At 62.6% G+C, this 16,548-nt stretch carries 13 protein-coding genes; 7 read left to right on the forward strand and 6 right to left on the reverse strand.

Translation table 11 applies throughout. The annotated features are described in order from the left end of the window. Positions 1-228: 228 nt before the first annotated feature. Positions 229-2,340, reverse strand: coding sequence for an excinuclease ABC subunit UvrB (uvrB, locus tag AC1DSF_RS24905; RefSeq protein ID WP_478128284.1), 2,112 nt, complete (start codon positions 2,338-2,340; stop codon positions 229-231). Positions 2,341-2,450: 110 nt separating this feature from the next. Between uvrB and AC1DSF_RS24910 the strand changes: the two genes are divergently transcribed. The 4 genes from AC1DSF_RS24910 (at position 2,451) to AC1DSF_RS24925 (ending at position 6,520) form a co-directional block, all read left to right on the forward strand. Next, positions 2,451-3,647, forward strand: coding sequence for an amino acid aminotransferase (locus AC1DSF_RS24910; protein WP_478128285.1), 1,197 nt, complete (start codon positions 2,451-2,453; stop codon positions 3,645-3,647). Positions 3,648-3,847: 200 nt separating this feature from the next. Further along, positions 3,848-5,248: a polyhydroxyalkanoate depolymerase gene (locus AC1DSF_RS24915; protein WP_478128286.1), complete on the forward strand. Its 1,401-nt coding sequence runs from the start codon at positions 3,848-3,850 to the stop codon at positions 5,246-5,248. Positions 5,249-5,252: 4 nt separating this feature from the next. Continuing rightward, positions 5,253-5,888 (forward strand): RnfABCDGE type electron transport complex subunit B, encoded by a 636-nt coding sequence (locus AC1DSF_RS24920; RefSeq protein ID WP_478128287.1) that lies wholly within the window; start codon positions 5,253-5,255, stop codon positions 5,886-5,888. Beyond that, positions 5,885-6,520, forward strand: a complete 636-nt coding sequence (locus AC1DSF_RS24925) for a LysE family translocator (protein ID WP_478128288.1) — start codon at positions 5,885-5,887, stop codon at positions 6,518-6,520. The genes AC1DSF_RS24920 and AC1DSF_RS24925 overlap by 4 nt, the downstream gene beginning before the upstream one ends. 26 nt (positions 6,521-6,546) lie before the next feature. Here the strand turns inward: AC1DSF_RS24925 and AC1DSF_RS24930 are convergent, their stop codons facing one another. From AC1DSF_RS24930 to scpA, 5 genes are all read right to left on the reverse strand, one after another. Next, on the reverse strand, positions 6,547-7,023 hold the full coding sequence (locus AC1DSF_RS24930; protein ID WP_478128289.1) for a VOC family protein: 477 nt from the start codon (positions 7,021-7,023) through the stop codon (positions 6,547-6,549). Next, complete coding sequence (locus tag AC1DSF_RS24935; protein WP_478128290.1) at positions 7,023-9,071, reverse strand: acetyl-CoA carboxylase biotin carboxylase subunit; 2,049 nt, start codon at positions 9,069-9,071, stop codon at positions 7,023-7,025. The genes AC1DSF_RS24930 and AC1DSF_RS24935 overlap by 1 nt, the downstream gene beginning before the upstream one ends. Positions 9,072-9,088: 17 nt before the next feature. Next, the gene (locus AC1DSF_RS24940) at positions 9,089-10,621 is read right to left on the reverse strand and encodes an acyl-CoA carboxylase subunit beta (RefSeq protein WP_478128291.1); all 1,533 of its coding nucleotides are present in this window, start codon (positions 10,619-10,621) and stop codon (positions 9,089-9,091) included. A 48-nt stretch (positions 10,622-10,669) separates the two neighbouring features. Continuing rightward, on the reverse strand, positions 10,670-11,722 hold the full coding sequence (meaB, locus tag AC1DSF_RS24945; protein WP_478128292.1) for a methylmalonyl Co-A mutase-associated GTPase MeaB: 1,053 nt from the start codon (positions 11,720-11,722) through the stop codon (positions 10,670-10,672). Positions 11,723-11,860: 138 nt separating this feature from the next. Beyond that, on the reverse strand, positions 11,861-14,014 hold the full coding sequence (gene scpA, locus AC1DSF_RS24950; protein ID WP_478128293.1) for a methylmalonyl-CoA mutase: 2,154 nt from the start codon (positions 14,012-14,014) through the stop codon (positions 11,861-11,863). A 124-nt stretch (positions 14,015-14,138) separates the two neighbouring features. Between scpA and AC1DSF_RS24955 the strand changes: the two genes are divergently transcribed. The 3 genes from AC1DSF_RS24955 to AC1DSF_RS24965 all read left to right on the forward strand — a co-directional run bounded on the left by AC1DSF_RS24955 (position 14,139) and on the right by AC1DSF_RS24965 (position 16,544). Next, positions 14,139-14,786, forward strand: coding sequence for a GntR family transcriptional regulator (locus tag AC1DSF_RS24955; RefSeq protein WP_478128294.1), 648 nt, complete (start codon positions 14,139-14,141; stop codon positions 14,784-14,786). Between the two features lie 122 nt (positions 14,787-14,908). Then, the gene (locus tag AC1DSF_RS24960; protein WP_478128295.1) at positions 14,909-15,646 is read left to right on the forward strand and encodes an SDR family NAD(P)-dependent oxidoreductase; all 738 of its coding nucleotides are present in this window, start codon (positions 14,909-14,911) and stop codon (positions 15,644-15,646) included. Between the two features lie 49 nt (positions 15,647-15,695). Next, positions 15,696-16,544 carry a transporter substrate-binding domain-containing protein gene (locus tag AC1DSF_RS24965; protein ID WP_478128296.1) on the forward strand — a complete coding sequence of 283 codons (849 nt, stop codon included), beginning with the start codon at positions 15,696-15,698 and terminating at the stop codon, positions 16,542-16,544. The last annotated feature ends 4 nt before the right edge of the window (positions 16,545-16,548 follow it).

Genomic DNA, 16,548 nt, shown 5'->3' on the forward strand with positions numbered 1-16,548 from the left:
GCTCCTTAGTGCTTACCGTTGAAATGACACCTTGGCCGGGACCCGTGGTGACGTCGTCTCCGCCCTGCCCGACCCCTGCTTTTCTGGTGATCCAGTGAATGGGAGTCGGCCCTTCATCGCGAAGTTTCTTTGTTGTTGAGTATTTCGCTCAAGTATAGCAGGAGCCCCTTCACTTTGCTCGGGTAAACCCGCTCGCGCCCTGCGGATCCCGGCAGTCGCGCCGCCCGCCTACACAGGGGCGATATTGTCGTGCCCGGAAGCGCCAAAGGCCTGTTCGCGCAGCACTGCCAACTGGTCCCGAACGCGCGCGGCCTTCTCGAACTCGAGGTTGCGCGCGTGCTCGAGCATGGTCTTTTCCAGGCGCTTGATCTCGCGCGCAATGTCCTTTTCGGACATGTCTTCCACCTTCGCGCGCTCAAGATCTCGCTTGGCGGCTTCTTTCCCGGTCTTCTCGCTGTAGACACCGTCGATCAGGTCCCGCACCTGCTTCACGATGCTGCGCGGCGTGATTCCGTGCGCTTCGTTGTGAGCAATCTGCCGGGCGCGGCGGCGCTCCGTCTCGTCGATGGCCTTCCTCATTGAATCCGTGACCCGATCGGCATACAGGATGGCCTTGCCATGAAGATTCCGGGCCGCACGGCCGATCGTTTGAATCAACGAGCGCTCCGCCCGCAAAAAGCCTTCCTTGTCGGCGTCCAGAATTGCAACCAGCGACACCTCGGGAATATCCAGCCCTTCGCGGAGCAGGTTGATGCCGACCAGCACGTCGAACGTGCCGAGCCGGAGGTCACGAAGAATTTCGACCCGCTCCACCGTGTCCACGTCACTGTGCAGGTAACGCACCTTGACACCGTTGTCGCCCAGATAGTCGGTCAGCTGCTCGGCCATCCGCTTGGTCAGGGTGGTGATCAGTACGCGCTCGTTTTTGTCCACGCGCAGCCGGATTTCCTGCAGCACGTCATCCACCTGATGCGTCGCGGGCCGGACTTCAACCTCGGGATCGATCAGCCCTGTCGGCCGCACGAGTTGTTCCACGACGTTTCCCGCGTTGTCCTTTTCGTACTGCGCGGGCGTGGCGGACACGAAGATGCACTGCCGCGTCCGCGCCTCGAATTCCTCAAACTTCAGCGGGCGGTTGTCCATGGCCGACGGCAAGCGGAAGCCGTATTCCACGAGCGTTGTCTTGCGGGCCCGGTCGCCGTTGTACATGGCGCTCAACTGGCCGATCATCTGGTGGCTCTCGTCCAGGAACATCAGGGCGTCCTTGGGCAGATAGTCGGTCAGAGTCGCGGGCGGCTCGCCGGGCGCCGCGCCGGAGAGATGGCGACTGTAGTTTTCGATGCCCTTGCAATGGCCGATTTCAGCCAGCATTTCGAGATCGAAGCGCGTGCGCTGCTCGATCCGCTGCGCCTCGACCAGCTTGCCTTGGGCGACGAAGAACTTGAGCCTTTCGTCAAGCTCGAGCTTGATGGTTTCCACCGCACTCAGCACCTTGTCGCGCGGCGTGACGTAGTGGCTGGAGGGATAGACGGTGAAACGCGGGATCTTCTGGCGGATGCGGCCCGTGAGGGGATCGAAGAGCTGCAGCGACTCGATCTCGTCGTCGAAGAGCTCGATTCGGATCGCCAACTCGCTGTGCTCGGCCGGAAAGACGTCGATGGTGTCGCCGCGCACGCGGAACGTCCCACGCGCAAAGTCCTGCTCGTTGCGCGTGTATTGCATGCGGATGAGTCGGCCGATCACGTCGCGCTGCCCGATCTTGTCGCCTGTCCGCATGATGAAGCGCATCTGCGTGTAGTCCTCGGGCGTGCCGATGCCGTAGATCGCACTCACGGTGGCCACGATCACCGTGTCGCGCCGCTCCAACACGCTCTTGGTCGCTGAAAGGCGCATCTGCTCGATGTGCTCGTTGATCGAGCTGTCTTTCTCGATGAACAGGTCGCGCTGAGGGACGTAGGCTTCCGGCTGGTAATAGTCGTAGTAGCTGACGAAGTATTCGACCGCGTTTTTTGGAAAAAACTCGCGGAACTCGCTGTAGAGCTGGGCCGCCAGCGTCTTGTTGGGCGCAAACACGATCGCCGGGCGACCCAGGCGGGCGATCACATTCGCCATGGTGAAAGTCTTGCCCGAGCCGGTCACGCCCAGCAGCGTCTGGAAGACCTCGCCGTCCTGCACGCCTTCGACCAGCCCGGCGATTGCCGCCGGCTGGTCGCCCGCCGGCGGATAGGGCTGGTAGAGCTCAAACGGCGAACCGGGGAATTTGATGAACTCACCCTGCTTGACCGGACCTACCGGATCGGCATGCTGAGGCTCTGGAATGACTTCGGACGTATCTGGCATGGCTTGGAGCTGAGAGAGATGCGGCCGCGGCCGGTAAAATTCAAGCGAACCGGAAAGCGTAACGCAGCTCCCGGCATCACGCGAATCGACCACCCGAAAAGGATTTCTCCATGTCTATGTTCACCGCCGTCGAGATGGCGCCCCGCGACCCGATTCTGGGCCTCAACGAGCAGTACGCCGCCGACAGCAATCCGCAAAAAGTCAACCTCGGCGTGGGGGTGTACTACGACGACAACGGCAAGCTGCCCCTCCTGAAGTGCGTCCAGGCCGCGGAAGAAGACATGATGAAGTCGCCCAGCGCGCGCGGCTATCTGCCAATCGACGGTATCGCCGCGTATGACAACGCGGTCAAGGGCCTTGTCTTCGGCGCTGACAGCGAACCCGTGAAATCCGGCCGTGTCGCCACCATCCAGGCGATCGGCGGAACGGGGGGCCTCAAGGTGGGCGCCGACTTCCTCAAGAAGCTGAGCCCGCAGGCAAAGGTGCTGATTAGCGATCCAAGCTGGGAAAACCACCGCGCGCTCTTCACCAACGCCGGGTTCGAGGTCGAAACCTATCCCTACTATGACGCTGCCAAGCGCGGCATCAACTTCGACGGCATGCTCACGGCGCTGAACGCCGCACCCGCCGGAACGATCGTCGTATTGCACGCCTGCTGCCACAACCCGACCGGATACGACATCACGCCGGCGCAGTGGGATCAGGTCATTGCCGTGGTCAAGGCGGCGAATCTGACGCCATTCCTGGACATGGCCTACCAGGGCTTCGGCAACGGGATCGCCGAGGACGGCGCGGTGATCGGCAAGTTCGTGCAAGCGGGCCTGACTTTCTTCGTTTCCACCTCGTTTTCCAAGAGCTTCAGCTTGTACGGCGAACGGGTCGGTGCGCTTTCGGTGCTTTGCGAAAGCAAGGAAGAAGCCGGCCGCGTGCTGTCGCAGCTCAAGATCGCCATTCGCACCAACTACAGCAACCCGCCGATCCATGGCGGCGCGGTCGTCGCAGCGGTGCTGAACGACCCGGCCCGGCGTGCTGTCTGGGAGGGTGAATTGGCCGAAATGCGCGTGCGCATCAAGGCCATGCGGCACAAGTTGGTCGACGGACTCAAAGCTGCCGGAGTGAAGCAGGACATGGGCTTCATCACGTCACAAATCGGAATGTTCAGTTATTCGGGGCTTACCAAGGAGCAGATGGTCCGGTTGCGCGAGGAATTCGGCGTGTACGGCACCGACACCGGCCGCATGTGCGTTGCGGCGCTCAATAGCAAGAACATCGATTACGTCTGCCAGAGTATCGCGAAGGTCGTCTGAGCCGTGAATGGCGGCGCGTTGGAGAGGGCGTCGCCTTTTAACTCAGCCTTTGGGTTGGCCCGCACCCCGATGCTTAAGTTGCCGAAATAAGTGTTCAGGGCGACTCGAATGTCACGACTGCCTTGTCAAGTTGAACACTCGCCCCATTTGTAGAAAATGGCAACTGATATATTGCACTGCAATAACTAACTGGGCCTCCCATGCTCTACCAACTCTATGAAGCGCAACGCTCCCTGATGGAGCCGTTTGCGGACTTCGCACAAGCCGCCTCAAAACTCTATGGGCAAGGCGCTGTGTTTGGGCAAACGCCTATTGCACAACGCATGGCTGCCGGCTACGACCTGCTCTACCGCCTGGGCAAAGATTACGAGAAGCCGGAATTCGGGATCAAGACGGTCAAGGTCGAGGACCGCGACGTGGTGATCCACGAAAGCATCGAAGTCGAAAAGCCTTTCTGCCAGTTGCGCCGCTTCAAGCGCTTCACTGACGAACCGAAAATCCTCCAGACCCTCAAGAGCCAACCCGTGGTGTTGATCGTGGCACCGCTGTCCGGCCATTACGCAACGCTGCTGCGCGACACGGTGCGCACGATGCTTCAGGACCACAAGGTCTACATCACCGACTGGGTCAATGCGCGCCTCGTGCCGCTCTCCAAGGGCGAATTCCACCTTGACGACTACGTCAACTACGTCGAGGACTTCATTCGCTACCTGCAGGCCGAGTACGGCAACTGCCACGTGATCAGCGTCTGCCAGCCAACGGTGCCCGTGCTGGCAGCGGTCTCGCTCATGGCGAGCCGTGGCGAAAAGGCGCCGCTGTCGATGACGATGATGGGCGGCCCGATCGATGCGCGCAAATCGCCTACCGCGGTCAACAACCTGGCAATGAACAAGAGCTTCGAATGGTTCGAGAACAACGTGATCTACCGCGTGCCGGACGGCTTTCCCGGCGCCGGTCGCCGCGTGTACCCGGGTTTCCTGCAGCACACGGGCTTCGTCGCGATGAACCCCGACCGCCACGCGAGCAGCCACTACGACTATTTCAAGAATCTGATCAAGGGCGACGATGCGAGCGCCGACGCCCACCGCAACTTCTACGACGAGTACAACGCCGTCCTCGACATGGATGCGGACTACTACCTCGACACCATCAGGACGGTCTTCCAGGACTTCAAGCTCGTCAACGGCACCTGGGAAGTGAAGAACCCCGAAGGCGTGCGTGAGCCCGTACGGCCGCAGGACATCCGTTCGACGGGCTTGCTGACTGTCGAAGGTGAACTGGACGATATTTCCGGCGCGGGCCAGACGCGGGCCGCGCATGATCTGTGCACGGGCATTTCGTCCGACGAGCAAAGGCACCTTGAGGTCAAGGGCGCCGGCCATTACGGGATCTTCAGCGGCCGCCGCTGGCGAGACCGCGTCTATCCCGAAGTCAAGGCTTTCATCCTGGCGCACGACAAGCCGCAGACGCGCGCATCGCAAGTGACGCTGGCCCAGGAAGACCCGAAGCCCTCCGCTGCGAAGAAGCGCGCGACATCGGCTGCAGCACGCAAGACTGCGCCGGCACCCCGCTCACGTACGTCGCAGCGCAAGTCCGCGTGATGCCGTGAGCGCTCTGGCGATGCGCCTGCTCGAGGCGCTGCCGCAAACGCAGTGCACGCGCTGCGGCTATCCAGATTGCGCAGGCTACGCGCATGCCATCGAAGCCGGTGAGGCGGAGATCGATCAATGCCCGCCTGGCGGTGCTGCGGGCATTGAGCGGCTTTCGCGGTTGACGGGTCGCCCGGCAACGGAAGTCAATCCGCAGTTCGGCGTCGAGGGTCCGCGCGCGATGGCAGTCATCGATGAGGCGTGGTGTATCGGATGCACGCTGTGCCTGGATGCTTGTCCGACAGATGCCATCGTCGGCATCCACAAGCGCATGCATACGGTGATCGAGGCACATTGCACCGGATGTGAACTCTGCGTTCCGGCCTGCCCCGTCGATTGCATCTCGCTGGAAGTGGCCACGCCCGGCCGCAGCGGCTGGCAAGCGTGGTCGCAAGAGCAGGCAGAACACGCGCGCGAGCGCTATGAGGGCCATAAGCTGCGCAGCGACAAGAGGGCCCCTGTTGCCGATCCGAGCCAGGTCGATGCGCCTGATGCGGCGCCCCCGGCAGACCGCAAGCGGGCCATCGTTGAAGCAGCCCTTGCCCGCGCTCGCGCGGCGAGCGCATCCAGAACCGGCAGCGGCAAGTCATGAGCGGCGATACCCTCCTTCTCTTTACCCTGGCCTCGATCGCGCTTGCGATCACGCCGGGCCCGACCATGCTTCTTGCGCTGTCCAACGGCATTGGGGGCGGGATGCGTGCAGCGGGCTGGGGAATCGCAGGTGCGTCGCTCGGCAGCAGCATCGTGATTGCCACCGTCGCCCTGGGCTTGGGCTCGCTGCTTGCGGCATCCGAGTGGCTCTTCAACGCGATTCGGCTCGTGGGCGTCGTCTACCTCGTCTGGCTCGGCGTCAAGCTCTGGCGCGCGCCAGCACCCGATATTGCGAGGGAACTGGCAGCTTCAGCGGCCAAACCGCTTCCTGGCCGGCTTGCGTTGCTGCGCAGCCTCGCAGTGGCGTTGTCCAATCCGAAGTCCCTGCTGTTCTTCGCGGCCTTCCTGCCTCAATTCATCGACACGGCCCAGCCGCAGGGCCAGCAATACCTGCTGCTCGGCGCGATCTTCGTTTGTCTCGACACCTGTGTGATGCTGGGCTACGCCACCGCCGGCACGCAAGCCGTGCGCTGGCTCTCGCAACGCAGCCTGCGCAGGCTCAACCGGGGCTGCGCCGTGGGCATGTGGCTTCTGGCCGGTACGCTTGCGATCTGGCGCCGCCCCGGCGCCTGATCGCAATCAACATTGGCGTCGGAGCTCTAAGAGCCCGCGAGGGCCGTGAAAGCCTTGACGACCTCCGGCGGCGCCTGCACGAGTTCGATCAGCACGCCTTCCCCCGAGATCGGAAACTCCTCGTTGCCCTTCGGGTGCAAGAAGCAAATATCGAAGCCTGCCGCACCGGCACGGATGCCGCCGGGCGCAAAGCGCACACCCCGCGCCGTCAGCCATTCGACGGCCTTGGGCAAGTCATCGATCCACAAGCCGACGTGATTGAGCGGCGTGGTGTGCACAGCCGGCTTCTTGTCCAGATCCAGCGGTTGCATCAGATCGACCTCGACCTTGAACGGCCCGCCGCCGATCGCGCAGATGTCCTCGTCGACGTTCTCGCGTTCGCTCCTGAACGTGCCCGTGACTTCGAGACCCAGCATCTCGACCCATAGCGTCTGCAACCGCGTCTTGTCCGGGCCGCCGATCGCGATCTGCTGGATGCCCAGCACCTTGAATGGGCGGCTCATCAGGCAAACTCCATGATGACTTGATCGACGGACAACGATTCGCCCTTGGCGGCCGCAATGGCGCCGACGACGCCATCCTGCGTCGCGAACAGCACGTTTTCCATCTTCATTGCCTCGATCACCGCCAGTTTCTCGCCCGCCTGGACGCGCTGGCCGGCCTGCACTGCCACTTCGACCAGCAGGCCAGGCATCGGCGACATGAGGAACTTGCTGAGATCGGGCGGTGCCTTGTAGGGCATGAGCTTCAGCAGTCGTGCACCGAGCGGCGACAACACCATCGCCTCGAGCTGGGTGCCGTTGTGCGACACGCGCAGCGACAGCGGATTCTTGCCGGCCCCGCGCTCGACCTGAGCGGTGAAGGCGCGACCGTTCACCGTGCCTTCGACGCGAATGCTGCCGAGCGCCGATTTGCTGTCGATCTTGTAGCTGTTGCCATTCACCGCAACCGCGCTCGATCCCGTCTGCCCATGAAAGTCCGTGACCGACACCGGCTTGTGCACATGCTGGCCGGCTTCGTCGAGCACGACCACCACGAATTGCTCGCCGACCTTGACGCCATGGCCTTCGAGCTGGCCGCTGATGCCGGACGCGCGGGCGCGATACCGTCGATGGACGTAAGCCGCGAGAGCCACCAGAAAGTCCGGATCGTCATGCGGCACGTCTTCCGCATGAAAGCCCTTGCCGTAGTGCTCGGCAATGAACCCGGTGTTGAAGTCGCCAGCGACGAACTTCGGATGCGCAAGCAGCGCTGCCTGGAAGGGAATATTGCTGTTGATGCCGCGAATCACGAACCCGTTGAGCGCCTCGCGCATCAAGGCGATCGCGTGCGCGCGATCGCGACCGTGAACGATGAGCTTGGCGATCATCGAGTCGTAGAACATCGGGATTTCGCCGCCGTCGTACACACCGGTGTCTACCCGCACGCCATACAGATGTTCAGTGTCGGCGGAGAACATCGTCTCCTTCGGCGGCTGGAAGCGCACCAGCCGGCCCGTCGACGGCAGGAAGTTGCGGAACGGGTCTTCCGCATTGATACGGCATTCGATCGCCCAGCCCTCGCGCTTCACTTCCGCTTGCGTCAGCGGCAGCTTCTCGCCGGCGGCAACGCGGATCATCAGTTCCACGAGGTCAAGGCCGGTAATGGCTTCGGTCACCGGATGCTCCACCTGCAGGCGCGTGTTCATCTCCAGAAAATAGAAGCTCTGGTCCTTGCCCACCACGAACTCGACTGTGCCCGCGCTCTGATACTTCACTGCCTTGGCGAGCGCCACAGCCTGCTCGCCCATTGCCTTGCGCGTCGCATCGCTGATGAAGGGCGACGGTGCTTCCTCGATCACCTTCTGGTGCCGACGCTGGATAGAGCATTCGCGTTCGTTCAGGTAGATCACATTGCCCTGGGAATCGCCCAGCACCTGGATTTCGATATGGCGCGGCTCTTCGACGAACTTCTCGATGAACACGCGGTCGTCGCCGAAGCTGTTGAGGGCCTCGTTGCGGCACGAGGTGAAGCCTTCGAAAGCCTCCTTGTCGTTGAAGGCCACGCGCAAGCCCTTGCCGCCGCCACCAGCCGACGCCTTGATCATTACCGGGTAACCGATGTCCTTGGCGATCTCGACCGCACGCTCGGCGGTGTCGATCGCGTCGTTCCAGCCGGGAATGGTGTTGACCCTGGCTTCGTTCGCCAGCTTCTTCGACGCGATCTTGTCACCCATGGCGGCGATCGAATAGTGCTTGGGGCCGATGAAGACGATGCCTTCGTCTTCCACCTTGCGGGCGAAGGCTTCGTTCTCGGAGAGAAAGCCATAGCCAGGGTGCACAGCCTCAGCGCCAGTCTGCTTGCAAGCCGCGATGATGCGGTCCGCCTGAAGGTAACTCTCGCGGCTGGCCGATGCACCGATGTGCACCGCTTCGTCGGCGAGTTCGACGTGGCGAGCGTCCTTGTCGGCGTCGGAGTAGACGGCGACGGTCAGGATGCCCATCTTCTTCGCCGTCTTGATGACGCGGCATGCGATTTCACCCCGATTGGCGATAAGGATTTTCTTGAACATGTTCTCTTCTCCCGGACTCACAGAGGGATGTTGCCGTGCTTGCGCCACGGGTTTTCCAGCTTCTTCTCGCGGAGCATCACAAGGCTTCGGCAGATGCGCTTGCGTGTCTCGCTGGGCAGGATCACATCGTCGATATAGCCGCGCGTGCCGGCGACGTACGGATTGGCAAAGCGCGCCTTGTATTCGGCTTCGCGTGCCGCGAGCTTTTCGGGGTCGTTCTTGTCCTCGCGGAAGATGATCTCGACCGCGCCCTTGGCCCCCATCACGGCGATCTCCGCACGTGGCCATGCAAGGTTCACGTCGCCGCGCAGGTGCTTGGACGACATCACGTCGTAGGCACCGCCATAGGCCTTGCGCGTGATCACGGTGATCTTCGGCACGGTGCATTCGGCGTAGGCATAGAGCAGCTTGGCACCATGCTTGATGATGCCGCCGTACTCCTGGCTGGTGCCGGGCATGAAGCCGGGCACGTCGACGAAGGTCACGACAGGGATGTTGAAAGCATCGCAAAAGCGCACGAATCGCGCCGCCTTGATCGAAGACTTGATGTCCAGACAGCCCGCGAGCACCAGCGGCTGGTTGGCAACGATGCCGATGCTTTGGCCTTCCATGCGGGCAAAGCCGATCACGATGTTCTTGGCGTAGTCAGGCTGCAGTTCGAAGAAGTCGCCGTCATCGACCACCTTCGAGATCAGCTCCTTCATGTCGTAAGGCTTGTTGGTGTTGTCCGGAACCAGCGTATCGAGCGAAAGATCGGCGCGTTCGGCCGGATCGCCGCTGGGGCGCACTGGCGGCTTCTCGCGGTTGTTCAGCGGCAGGTAGTTGTAGAGCCGGCGCAGCATCATCAGTGCTTCGATGTCGTTCTCGAACGCCATGTCGGCCACGCCGCTCTTGGTCGTGTGCGTCGACGCGCCGCCCAATTCCTCGGCCGTGACGTCTTCGTGCGTGACCGTCTTCACCACCTCCGGGCCGGTGACGAACATGTATGAGCTGTCCTTCACCATGAAGATGAAGTCCGTCATGGCCGGCGAATACACCGCGCCGCCCGCGCAGGGGCCCATGATCATGCTGATCTGCGGCACGACGCCGGAAGCCATCACGTTGCGCTGGAACACTTCGGCGTAGCCGCCGAGCGAGGCGACACCTTCCTGGATACGCGCCCCGCCGGAGTCGTTGAGTCCGATGACGGGTGCGCCGACCTTCATGGCCTGATCCATCACCTTGCAGATCTTCTCGGCATGCGCTTCGCTGAGCGCGCCGCCGAACACCGTGAAGTCCTGGCTGAAGACGAAGACCAGCCGGCCGTTGATCATGCCGTAGCCCGTGACGACACCGTCGCCGGGAATTCGCGTGTCGGCCATGCCGAAATCACTCGATCGGTGCTCGACGAACATGTCCCATTCTTCGAAGGTGTTGTCGTCGAGCAAAAGCTCGATGCGCTCGCGGGCCGTCAGTTTGCCCTTGGCATGCTGGGCGTCGATGCGCTTCTGGCCACCGCCCATGCGTGCCTGTTCGCGGCGCTTTTCAAGTTGTTCGAGGATTTCTTTCATGACGTTCTATTGAAAAGTTGATCTTGTTGGCTCGATGGGTCCGACAGGCTACGCCTGCCCCGCCTGTGCGGCGAGAAGATTTCGTGCGGCAGTCGATGCCGGAAGCGTGCCAGTGGTGACTTGGGCAATCGCCTGCGGCAGCAGCTCGCGCACGCGTGGATGGTGTCGAAATGCATGTTTCAGGCCCGCCTCGATGCGTTCCCACATCCATGCGAGCGCCTGCTTTTCGCGCCGCGACGCGAGTCTGCCGTTGGCAGTCTGCAGCGACTGGAACTGCAGCACCGAATCCCAGAAGGCATCGATGCCGGTCCCGGCCAGCGCACTGAGTTGCATCACCCTGGGCAGCCACAGGCGCACTTCCGCTTCAGGCGACCCCGGTTCGGCGTGCGCCGCCTGAACGCTCTGTGCATGCGCCGGATTGCCGTGATGACCGAAGAGCCGGAGCGCGGATGTGATCTGCGCCTGCGCGCGCGTCGCGGCATCCTTGTCGATGTCCGCCTTGTTGATGACGACGAGATCGGCGAGCTCCATCACGCCCTTCTTGATCGCCTGCAGGTCATCGCCGGCGTTCGGCAATTGCAGCAGCACGAACATGTCCGTCATCCCCGACACCGCCGTCTCGCTCTGGCCCACGCCGACTGTCTCGACGATGACGATGTCGTAGCCCGCGGCCTCGCACACCAGCATTGCCTCGCGCGTCTTCTCTGCGACACCGCCCAGCGTGCCGGATGACGGGCTCGGACGGATGTAGGCCCGCTCATGCACTGAGAGCTTTTCCATCCGCGTCTTGTCGCCCAGGATGGAGCCGCCGGACACAGTGGACGAAGGATCAATCGTGAGCACCGCAACACGATGGCCGCGTTCGATCAGGAACAGGCCCAGCGTCTCGATGAAAGTCGACTTGCCCACGCCGGGCACGCCTGAAATGCCCAGGCGGAAGGACTTGCCCGTATGCGGCAGCAATTCAGTCAGCAATTCATCGGCTTGTGCCCGGTGATCGTCACGCGTCGATTCGAGCAGAGTGATCGCCTTGGCAATCGCACGCCGTTGCAAAGGCCCCTCCGATGCCACCACCGACCCGGCCGTGACCACGGATTTCATGGACTCGATCGCCGCCACTTCAGCTCCCGCCCCAATCGCCTCGGGAAATACCGCGGAACCGGCTTCGCCGGGCCGCTGGTATTGCCCCCTGCAAGGGGGTGGGCGGCCACACGAAGTGGGCAAGCCTGGGGGTGTGCGTCATAGAACAGCGCGAATCTGCTCGAGCACGTCCTTGGCACTGGCAGGGATGGGCGTTCCCGGGCCGTAGATGCCTTTCACGCCGGCGTCGTAGAGAAACTCGTAATCCTGGCGCGGAATCACCCCTCCGACGAAAACGATGATGTCGTCGGCACCTTGCTTCTTGAGTTCTTCGATGATGGCCGGCACCAGCGTCTTGTGGCCTGCGGCAAGCGTGCTCACACCGACGGCATGCACATCGTTCTCGATGGCTTGCCGCGCGCACTCCTCAGGCGTTTGAAACAGCGGGCCCATGTCGACGTCGAAACCAAGATCGGCAAAGGCGGTGGCAACGACTTTCGCGCCGCGATCGTGGCCGTCCTGCCCCAGCTTGGAGATCATCACGCGCGGGCGCCGGCCCTGCTCTTCAGCAAAAGCAGCGATCTCGTTCTGAAGCGCTTCCCAGCCTTCGGCGGAGTCGTAAGCAGCCGCGTAGACGCCGGTCACCTTCTGTGTGTCGGCACGATGGCGGCCGTAGACTTTCTCGAGCGCATCGCTGATTTCGCCAACGGTGGCGCGCAAGCGCACGGCCTTGATGCTGAGGTCAAGCAGGTTGCCTTCGCCGCTCTTGGCGGCGGCAGTCAACGCGTCGAGCGCTGCCTGCACTGCGGCGCTGTCGCGCTTCTCGCGAATGGCCTTGAGCTTGGCGATTTGCCCGTCACGCACCTTGACGTTGTCGATCTGCAGGATGTCGTGCGTGTCTTCGTTCTTGAGCTTGTACTTGTTGACGCCGACGATCACGTCCTTGCCCGAGTCGATGCGCGCCTGCTTGTCGGCGGCGGCGGCTTCGATCTTCAGCTTGGCCCAACCGCTGTCGACCGCCTTGGTCATGCCGCCCATTGCCTCGACCTCTTCGATGATGGTCCAGGCGGCATCGGCCATGTCCTGCGTGAGCTTTTCCATCATGTAGCTGCCAGCCCACGGGTCGATCACGTTGGTGATGTGCGTCTCTTCCTGGATGATGAGTTGGGTGTTGCGCGCAATGCGGGCGCTGAACTCGGTGGGCAGCGCAATCGCTTCGTCCAGTGCGTTGGTGTGCAGGCTCTGGGTGCCGCCGAACACCGCGGCCATGGCTTCGATGGTGGTGCGCACCACGTTGTTGTAGGGGTCCTGTTCGGTCAGCGACCAGCCCGAGGTCTGGCAGTGGGTGCGCAGCATCAGGCTCTTGGGGTTCTTCGGGTTGAACTCCTTCATGATCCGGCACCACAGAAGGCGCGCCGCGCGCATCTTGGCGACTTCCAGATAGAAGTTCATGCCGATGGCCCAGAAGAAGCTCAGCCGGCCCGCGAAGTCATCGACGTCCAGACCCTTGGCGAGCGCCGTCTTGACGTACTCCTTGCCGTCCGCCAGCGTGAAGGCCAGTTCCAGCGCCTGATTCGCGCCGGCTTCCTGCATGTGATAGCCGCTGATCGAGATCGAGTTGAACTTCGGCATGTTGCGCGCCGTGTACTCGATGATGTCGCCGATGATCCGCATCGACGGCTCCGGCGGAAAGATATAGGTGTTGCGGACCATGAACTCCTTGAGGATGTCGTTCTGGATCGTTCCGCTGAGCTTGTCCTGGGAGACACCCTGCTCTTCCGCTGCCACCACATAGCCTGCAAGCACCGGGAGCACCGCACCGTTCATCGTCATCGACACGCTGACCTTATCGAGCGGAATCTGGTCGAAGAGGATCTTCATGTCCTCCACTGAATCGATCGCTACGCCGGCCTTGCCCACGTCACCCGTCACGCGCGGATGGTCGCTGTCGTAGCCCCGGTGGGTTGCAAGATCGAACGCGACGCTCACGCCCTGGCCGCCGGCAGCGAGTGCCTTGCGATAGAAAGCGTTCGATTCCTCGGCTGTCGAGAAGCCCGCGTATTGCCGGATGGTCCAGGGACGCACCGCGTACATGGTGGCTTGCGGGCCTCGCAGATAAGGCTCGAACCCGGGCAACGTGTCCGCGTACTTCAACCCTTTCAAGTCGGCGGACGTGTAGAGCGGCTTGACGGTGATGCCGTCGGGCGTGATCCAGTTCAATGCATTCACATCACCACCGGGAGCGGATTTTGCGGCGGCCTTGGCCCATGCTTCGAGGGTGGCGTTTGAAAATTGAGGTTCGGGTTTGCTCATGGGCGCAGCTTTGAAAAGGTCGCGGAACGAGGGGGCGCGCACAGGTGCGGCCCGGGTCGGGAGCGAGTCTAACCCATCTGTAATTATTAATTCAAACAATCTGAGTTGCGGTACATTTCCACCCATGTCTGCGCTCACCCTCACTCCTCGCGCCCTCTACGAAGAGGTGGCGGAGCTACTTCGCCAGCGCATCTTCAACCGCGAGCTCGAGCCCGGCAGCTGGATCGACGAACTGAAGCTGGCAGACGAATACGGCATCAGCCGCACCCCACTGAGAGAAGCGCTCAAGGTACTTGCCGCCGAGGGCCTTGTCACCATGAAAGTGCGGCGCGGCGCCTACGTGACCGAGGTTTCGGACAAGGACCTGGCCGACGTGTATCACCTTCTGAGCCTGCTGGAGAGCGACGCCGCTGGCGTGGTCGCCGAGCGCGCCTCCGATGCCGAACTGGCCGAGCTCGAAGCCCTGCACACCGAACTCGAAGCGGCCGCCGCGCCGGGCCACGTGAACCGCCAGAACTTCTTCGCCATCAACGAGCGCTTTCACATGCGGCTGCTCGCCATTGCCGACAACCGCTGGCGCGACCAGATGGTGGCCGACCTGCGCAAGGTGATGAAGCTCAATCGGCACAACTCGCTCTTGAAGTCCGGGCGCATCGCCGAATCCCTCAAGGAGCACCGCGCGATCATGGCCGCGCTCAAGGGGCGCAATCCGGCCGTCGCCATGGCACGCATGCAGCAGCATTTCAGCAACGGGCTCGAAGCGGCGAACTGACCCTGCCCCGTCGGAGGCCCGACTTCGACCCGCATCCTGGCGGCGTGCTTTGCTTGCACAATACTTGCTTCGACTTAACGCAAGCGGCGCCCCTCCGGTGATCCGAAGAGAAAGTATCGTGAATGAGTAGTGTGGTCGTGACCGGCGCGGGCTCGGGCATCGGGGCTGCAACATGCAGGCGCCTGGCGGCACAAGGGATCGATCTCGTGATCCACACCGGCAGCCAGCGAGAAGCCGCAATGGCACTCGCGCGCGAATGCAGCGCCGTACGAAGCACCGTGGTGATCGGCGACATGGCCGATGCGGGCACTGTCGATGCGCTGTTCCATGCCGCACAGGCGCTCGGTGGGTTGCGCGGCGTCGTCGCCAATGCGGGTTTTGCCGACCGCCGCACGTTGGCGCAGTTGGATGACGACATCGTCGAGCGCTCGCTGCGCACCATGGTTGTCTCGCTCGCCCATCTCTTGCGCAAATCCCTTCCGCTGCTCGAACAAGCCTCGCACGGGCGATTCGTTGCCGTCAGTTCGTTCGTCGCGCATCGGTTCACGCTCGGAGCGTCCAGCTTTCCCGCCACTGCCGCAGCCAAGGCGGGCGTCGAGGCATTGGTCAAGGCGGCCGCGGCGGAAGTGGCCGCGCGCGGAGTGACCGTCAACGCGGTAGCTCCCGGCTATGTTCAAAAGGACCGCCCGAACAGCGGCGCCCTGACCGCTGATCAATGGAAGCAGGCATTGTCACGCGTGCCCGCAGGGCGCCTCGCCACGCCCGACGACATTGCGGCGCCGATCGCCTTTCTGCTGAGCCCGGAAGCCGCATTCATCACGGGACAAGTGCTGCACGTCGACGGCGGCATGACCTTGTAGACACGCAACGCCACGCACCCCGATTTTTCAACCGATGGAGAACGATTCGATGACAAACCGTCGCCAATTCATTGCCCGCGTTGCCGCCGCAGGAGCTGCCGGAACTGCGTCGAGCTGGGCCACTCAGGCCTTCGCGCAAGCGGAGCCCGAAAGTGCCTGGGCGCGCATTCACCGCACGAAGGTGTTGCGCATCGGCGCGGTGGCCGGCGCGGCGCCCTACTATCACAAGGATCTGGCGTCCGGCGAATGGCAGGGCTTCATGATCGACTTCGCCAAGAACCTGGCGGGCAGCCTCGACGTCAAGCTGGACATCAACGAAACCACCTGGGGCAATTCGGTGCTCGACCTGCAGTCGAACAAGATCGACGTGTTCTTCGGGCTTAATCCGACACCCCAGCGCGCGCTGGTGGTCGACTTTTCGGACCCGCTCTTCAACAATGCCTTCGTGCTGGTGGCGCGCAAGGGCTTCAATCCCAAGACCTGGGAAGAATTGAACAAGCCGGACGTGAAGGTCGCGGTCGACATCGGCTCGTCGCACGACCAGATGGTGACGAAGACGCTTCCCAACGCGCAGATCATCCGCCTCGAAAAAGCCGCCGACGCCACGCTGGCGGTGCAGACCGGGCGCGCAGACTGCCAGGTACTGGCAGTGGTGCTCGCACTCACCGTCATGAGCAAGAACCCGACGATCGGCCACATCGTGCTGCCGACGCCGACGCAGGCAACCACGACGAACCTCGGCTTCCGCAAGGAAAACGATCGCCAATGGATCGAATACGTGAACAAGTGGATCGCGCAGACGCGCGCCAGCGGCAAGGTCAAGCAGGTGGTGCTGAGCAACATGCAGGCGCTGTCGGGCGTGAAGCCGGATCAAGTACCGACCGAAATCAGCTTCTGAAGCA

The organism is Variovorax sp. 01N429 (assembly GCF_056399425.1).

What these genes read in the sequence shown, in the direction of transcription:
- uvrB (WP_478128284.1), bottom strand. Translation starts at nt 2,340, where the DNA reads ATGCCAGATACGTCCGAAGTCATTCCAGAGCCTCAGCATGCCGATCCG.
- AC1DSF_RS24910 (WP_478128285.1), top strand. Translation starts at nt 2,451, where the DNA reads ATGTCTATGTTCACCGCCGTCGAGATGGCGCCCCGCGACCCGATTCTG.
- AC1DSF_RS24915 (WP_478128286.1), top strand. Translation starts at nt 3,848, where the DNA reads ATGCTCTACCAACTCTATGAAGCGCAACGCTCCCTGATGGAGCCGTTT.
- AC1DSF_RS24925 (WP_478128288.1), top strand. Translation starts at nt 5,885, where the DNA reads ATGAGCGGCGATACCCTCCTTCTCTTTACCCTGGCCTCGATCGCGCTT.
- AC1DSF_RS24930 (WP_478128289.1), bottom strand. Translation starts at nt 7,023, where the DNA reads ATGAGCCGCCCATTCAAGGTGCTGGGCATCCAGCAGATCGCGATCGGC.
- AC1DSF_RS24935 (WP_478128290.1), bottom strand. Translation starts at nt 9,071, where the DNA reads ATGTTCAAGAAAATCCTTATCGCCAATCGGGGTGAAATCGCATGCCGC.
- AC1DSF_RS24940 (WP_478128291.1), bottom strand. Translation starts at nt 10,621, where the DNA reads ATGAAAGAAATCCTCGAACAACTTGAAAAGCGCCGCGAACAGGCACGC.
- meaB (WP_478128292.1), bottom strand. Translation starts at nt 11,722, where the DNA reads ATGAAATCCGTGGTCACGGCCGGGTCGGTGGTGGCATCGGAGGGGCCT.
- scpA (WP_478128293.1), bottom strand. Translation starts at nt 14,014, where the DNA reads ATGAGCAAACCCGAACCTCAATTTTCAAACGCCACCCTCGAAGCATGG.
- AC1DSF_RS24955 (WP_478128294.1), top strand. Translation starts at nt 14,139, where the DNA reads ATGTCTGCGCTCACCCTCACTCCTCGCGCCCTCTACGAAGAGGTGGCG.
- AC1DSF_RS24960 (WP_478128295.1), top strand. Translation starts at nt 14,909, where the DNA reads ATGAGTAGTGTGGTCGTGACCGGCGCGGGCTCGGGCATCGGGGCTGCA.
- AC1DSF_RS24965 (WP_478128296.1), top strand. Translation starts at nt 15,696, where the DNA reads ATGACAAACCGTCGCCAATTCATTGCCCGCGTTGCCGCCGCAGGAGCT.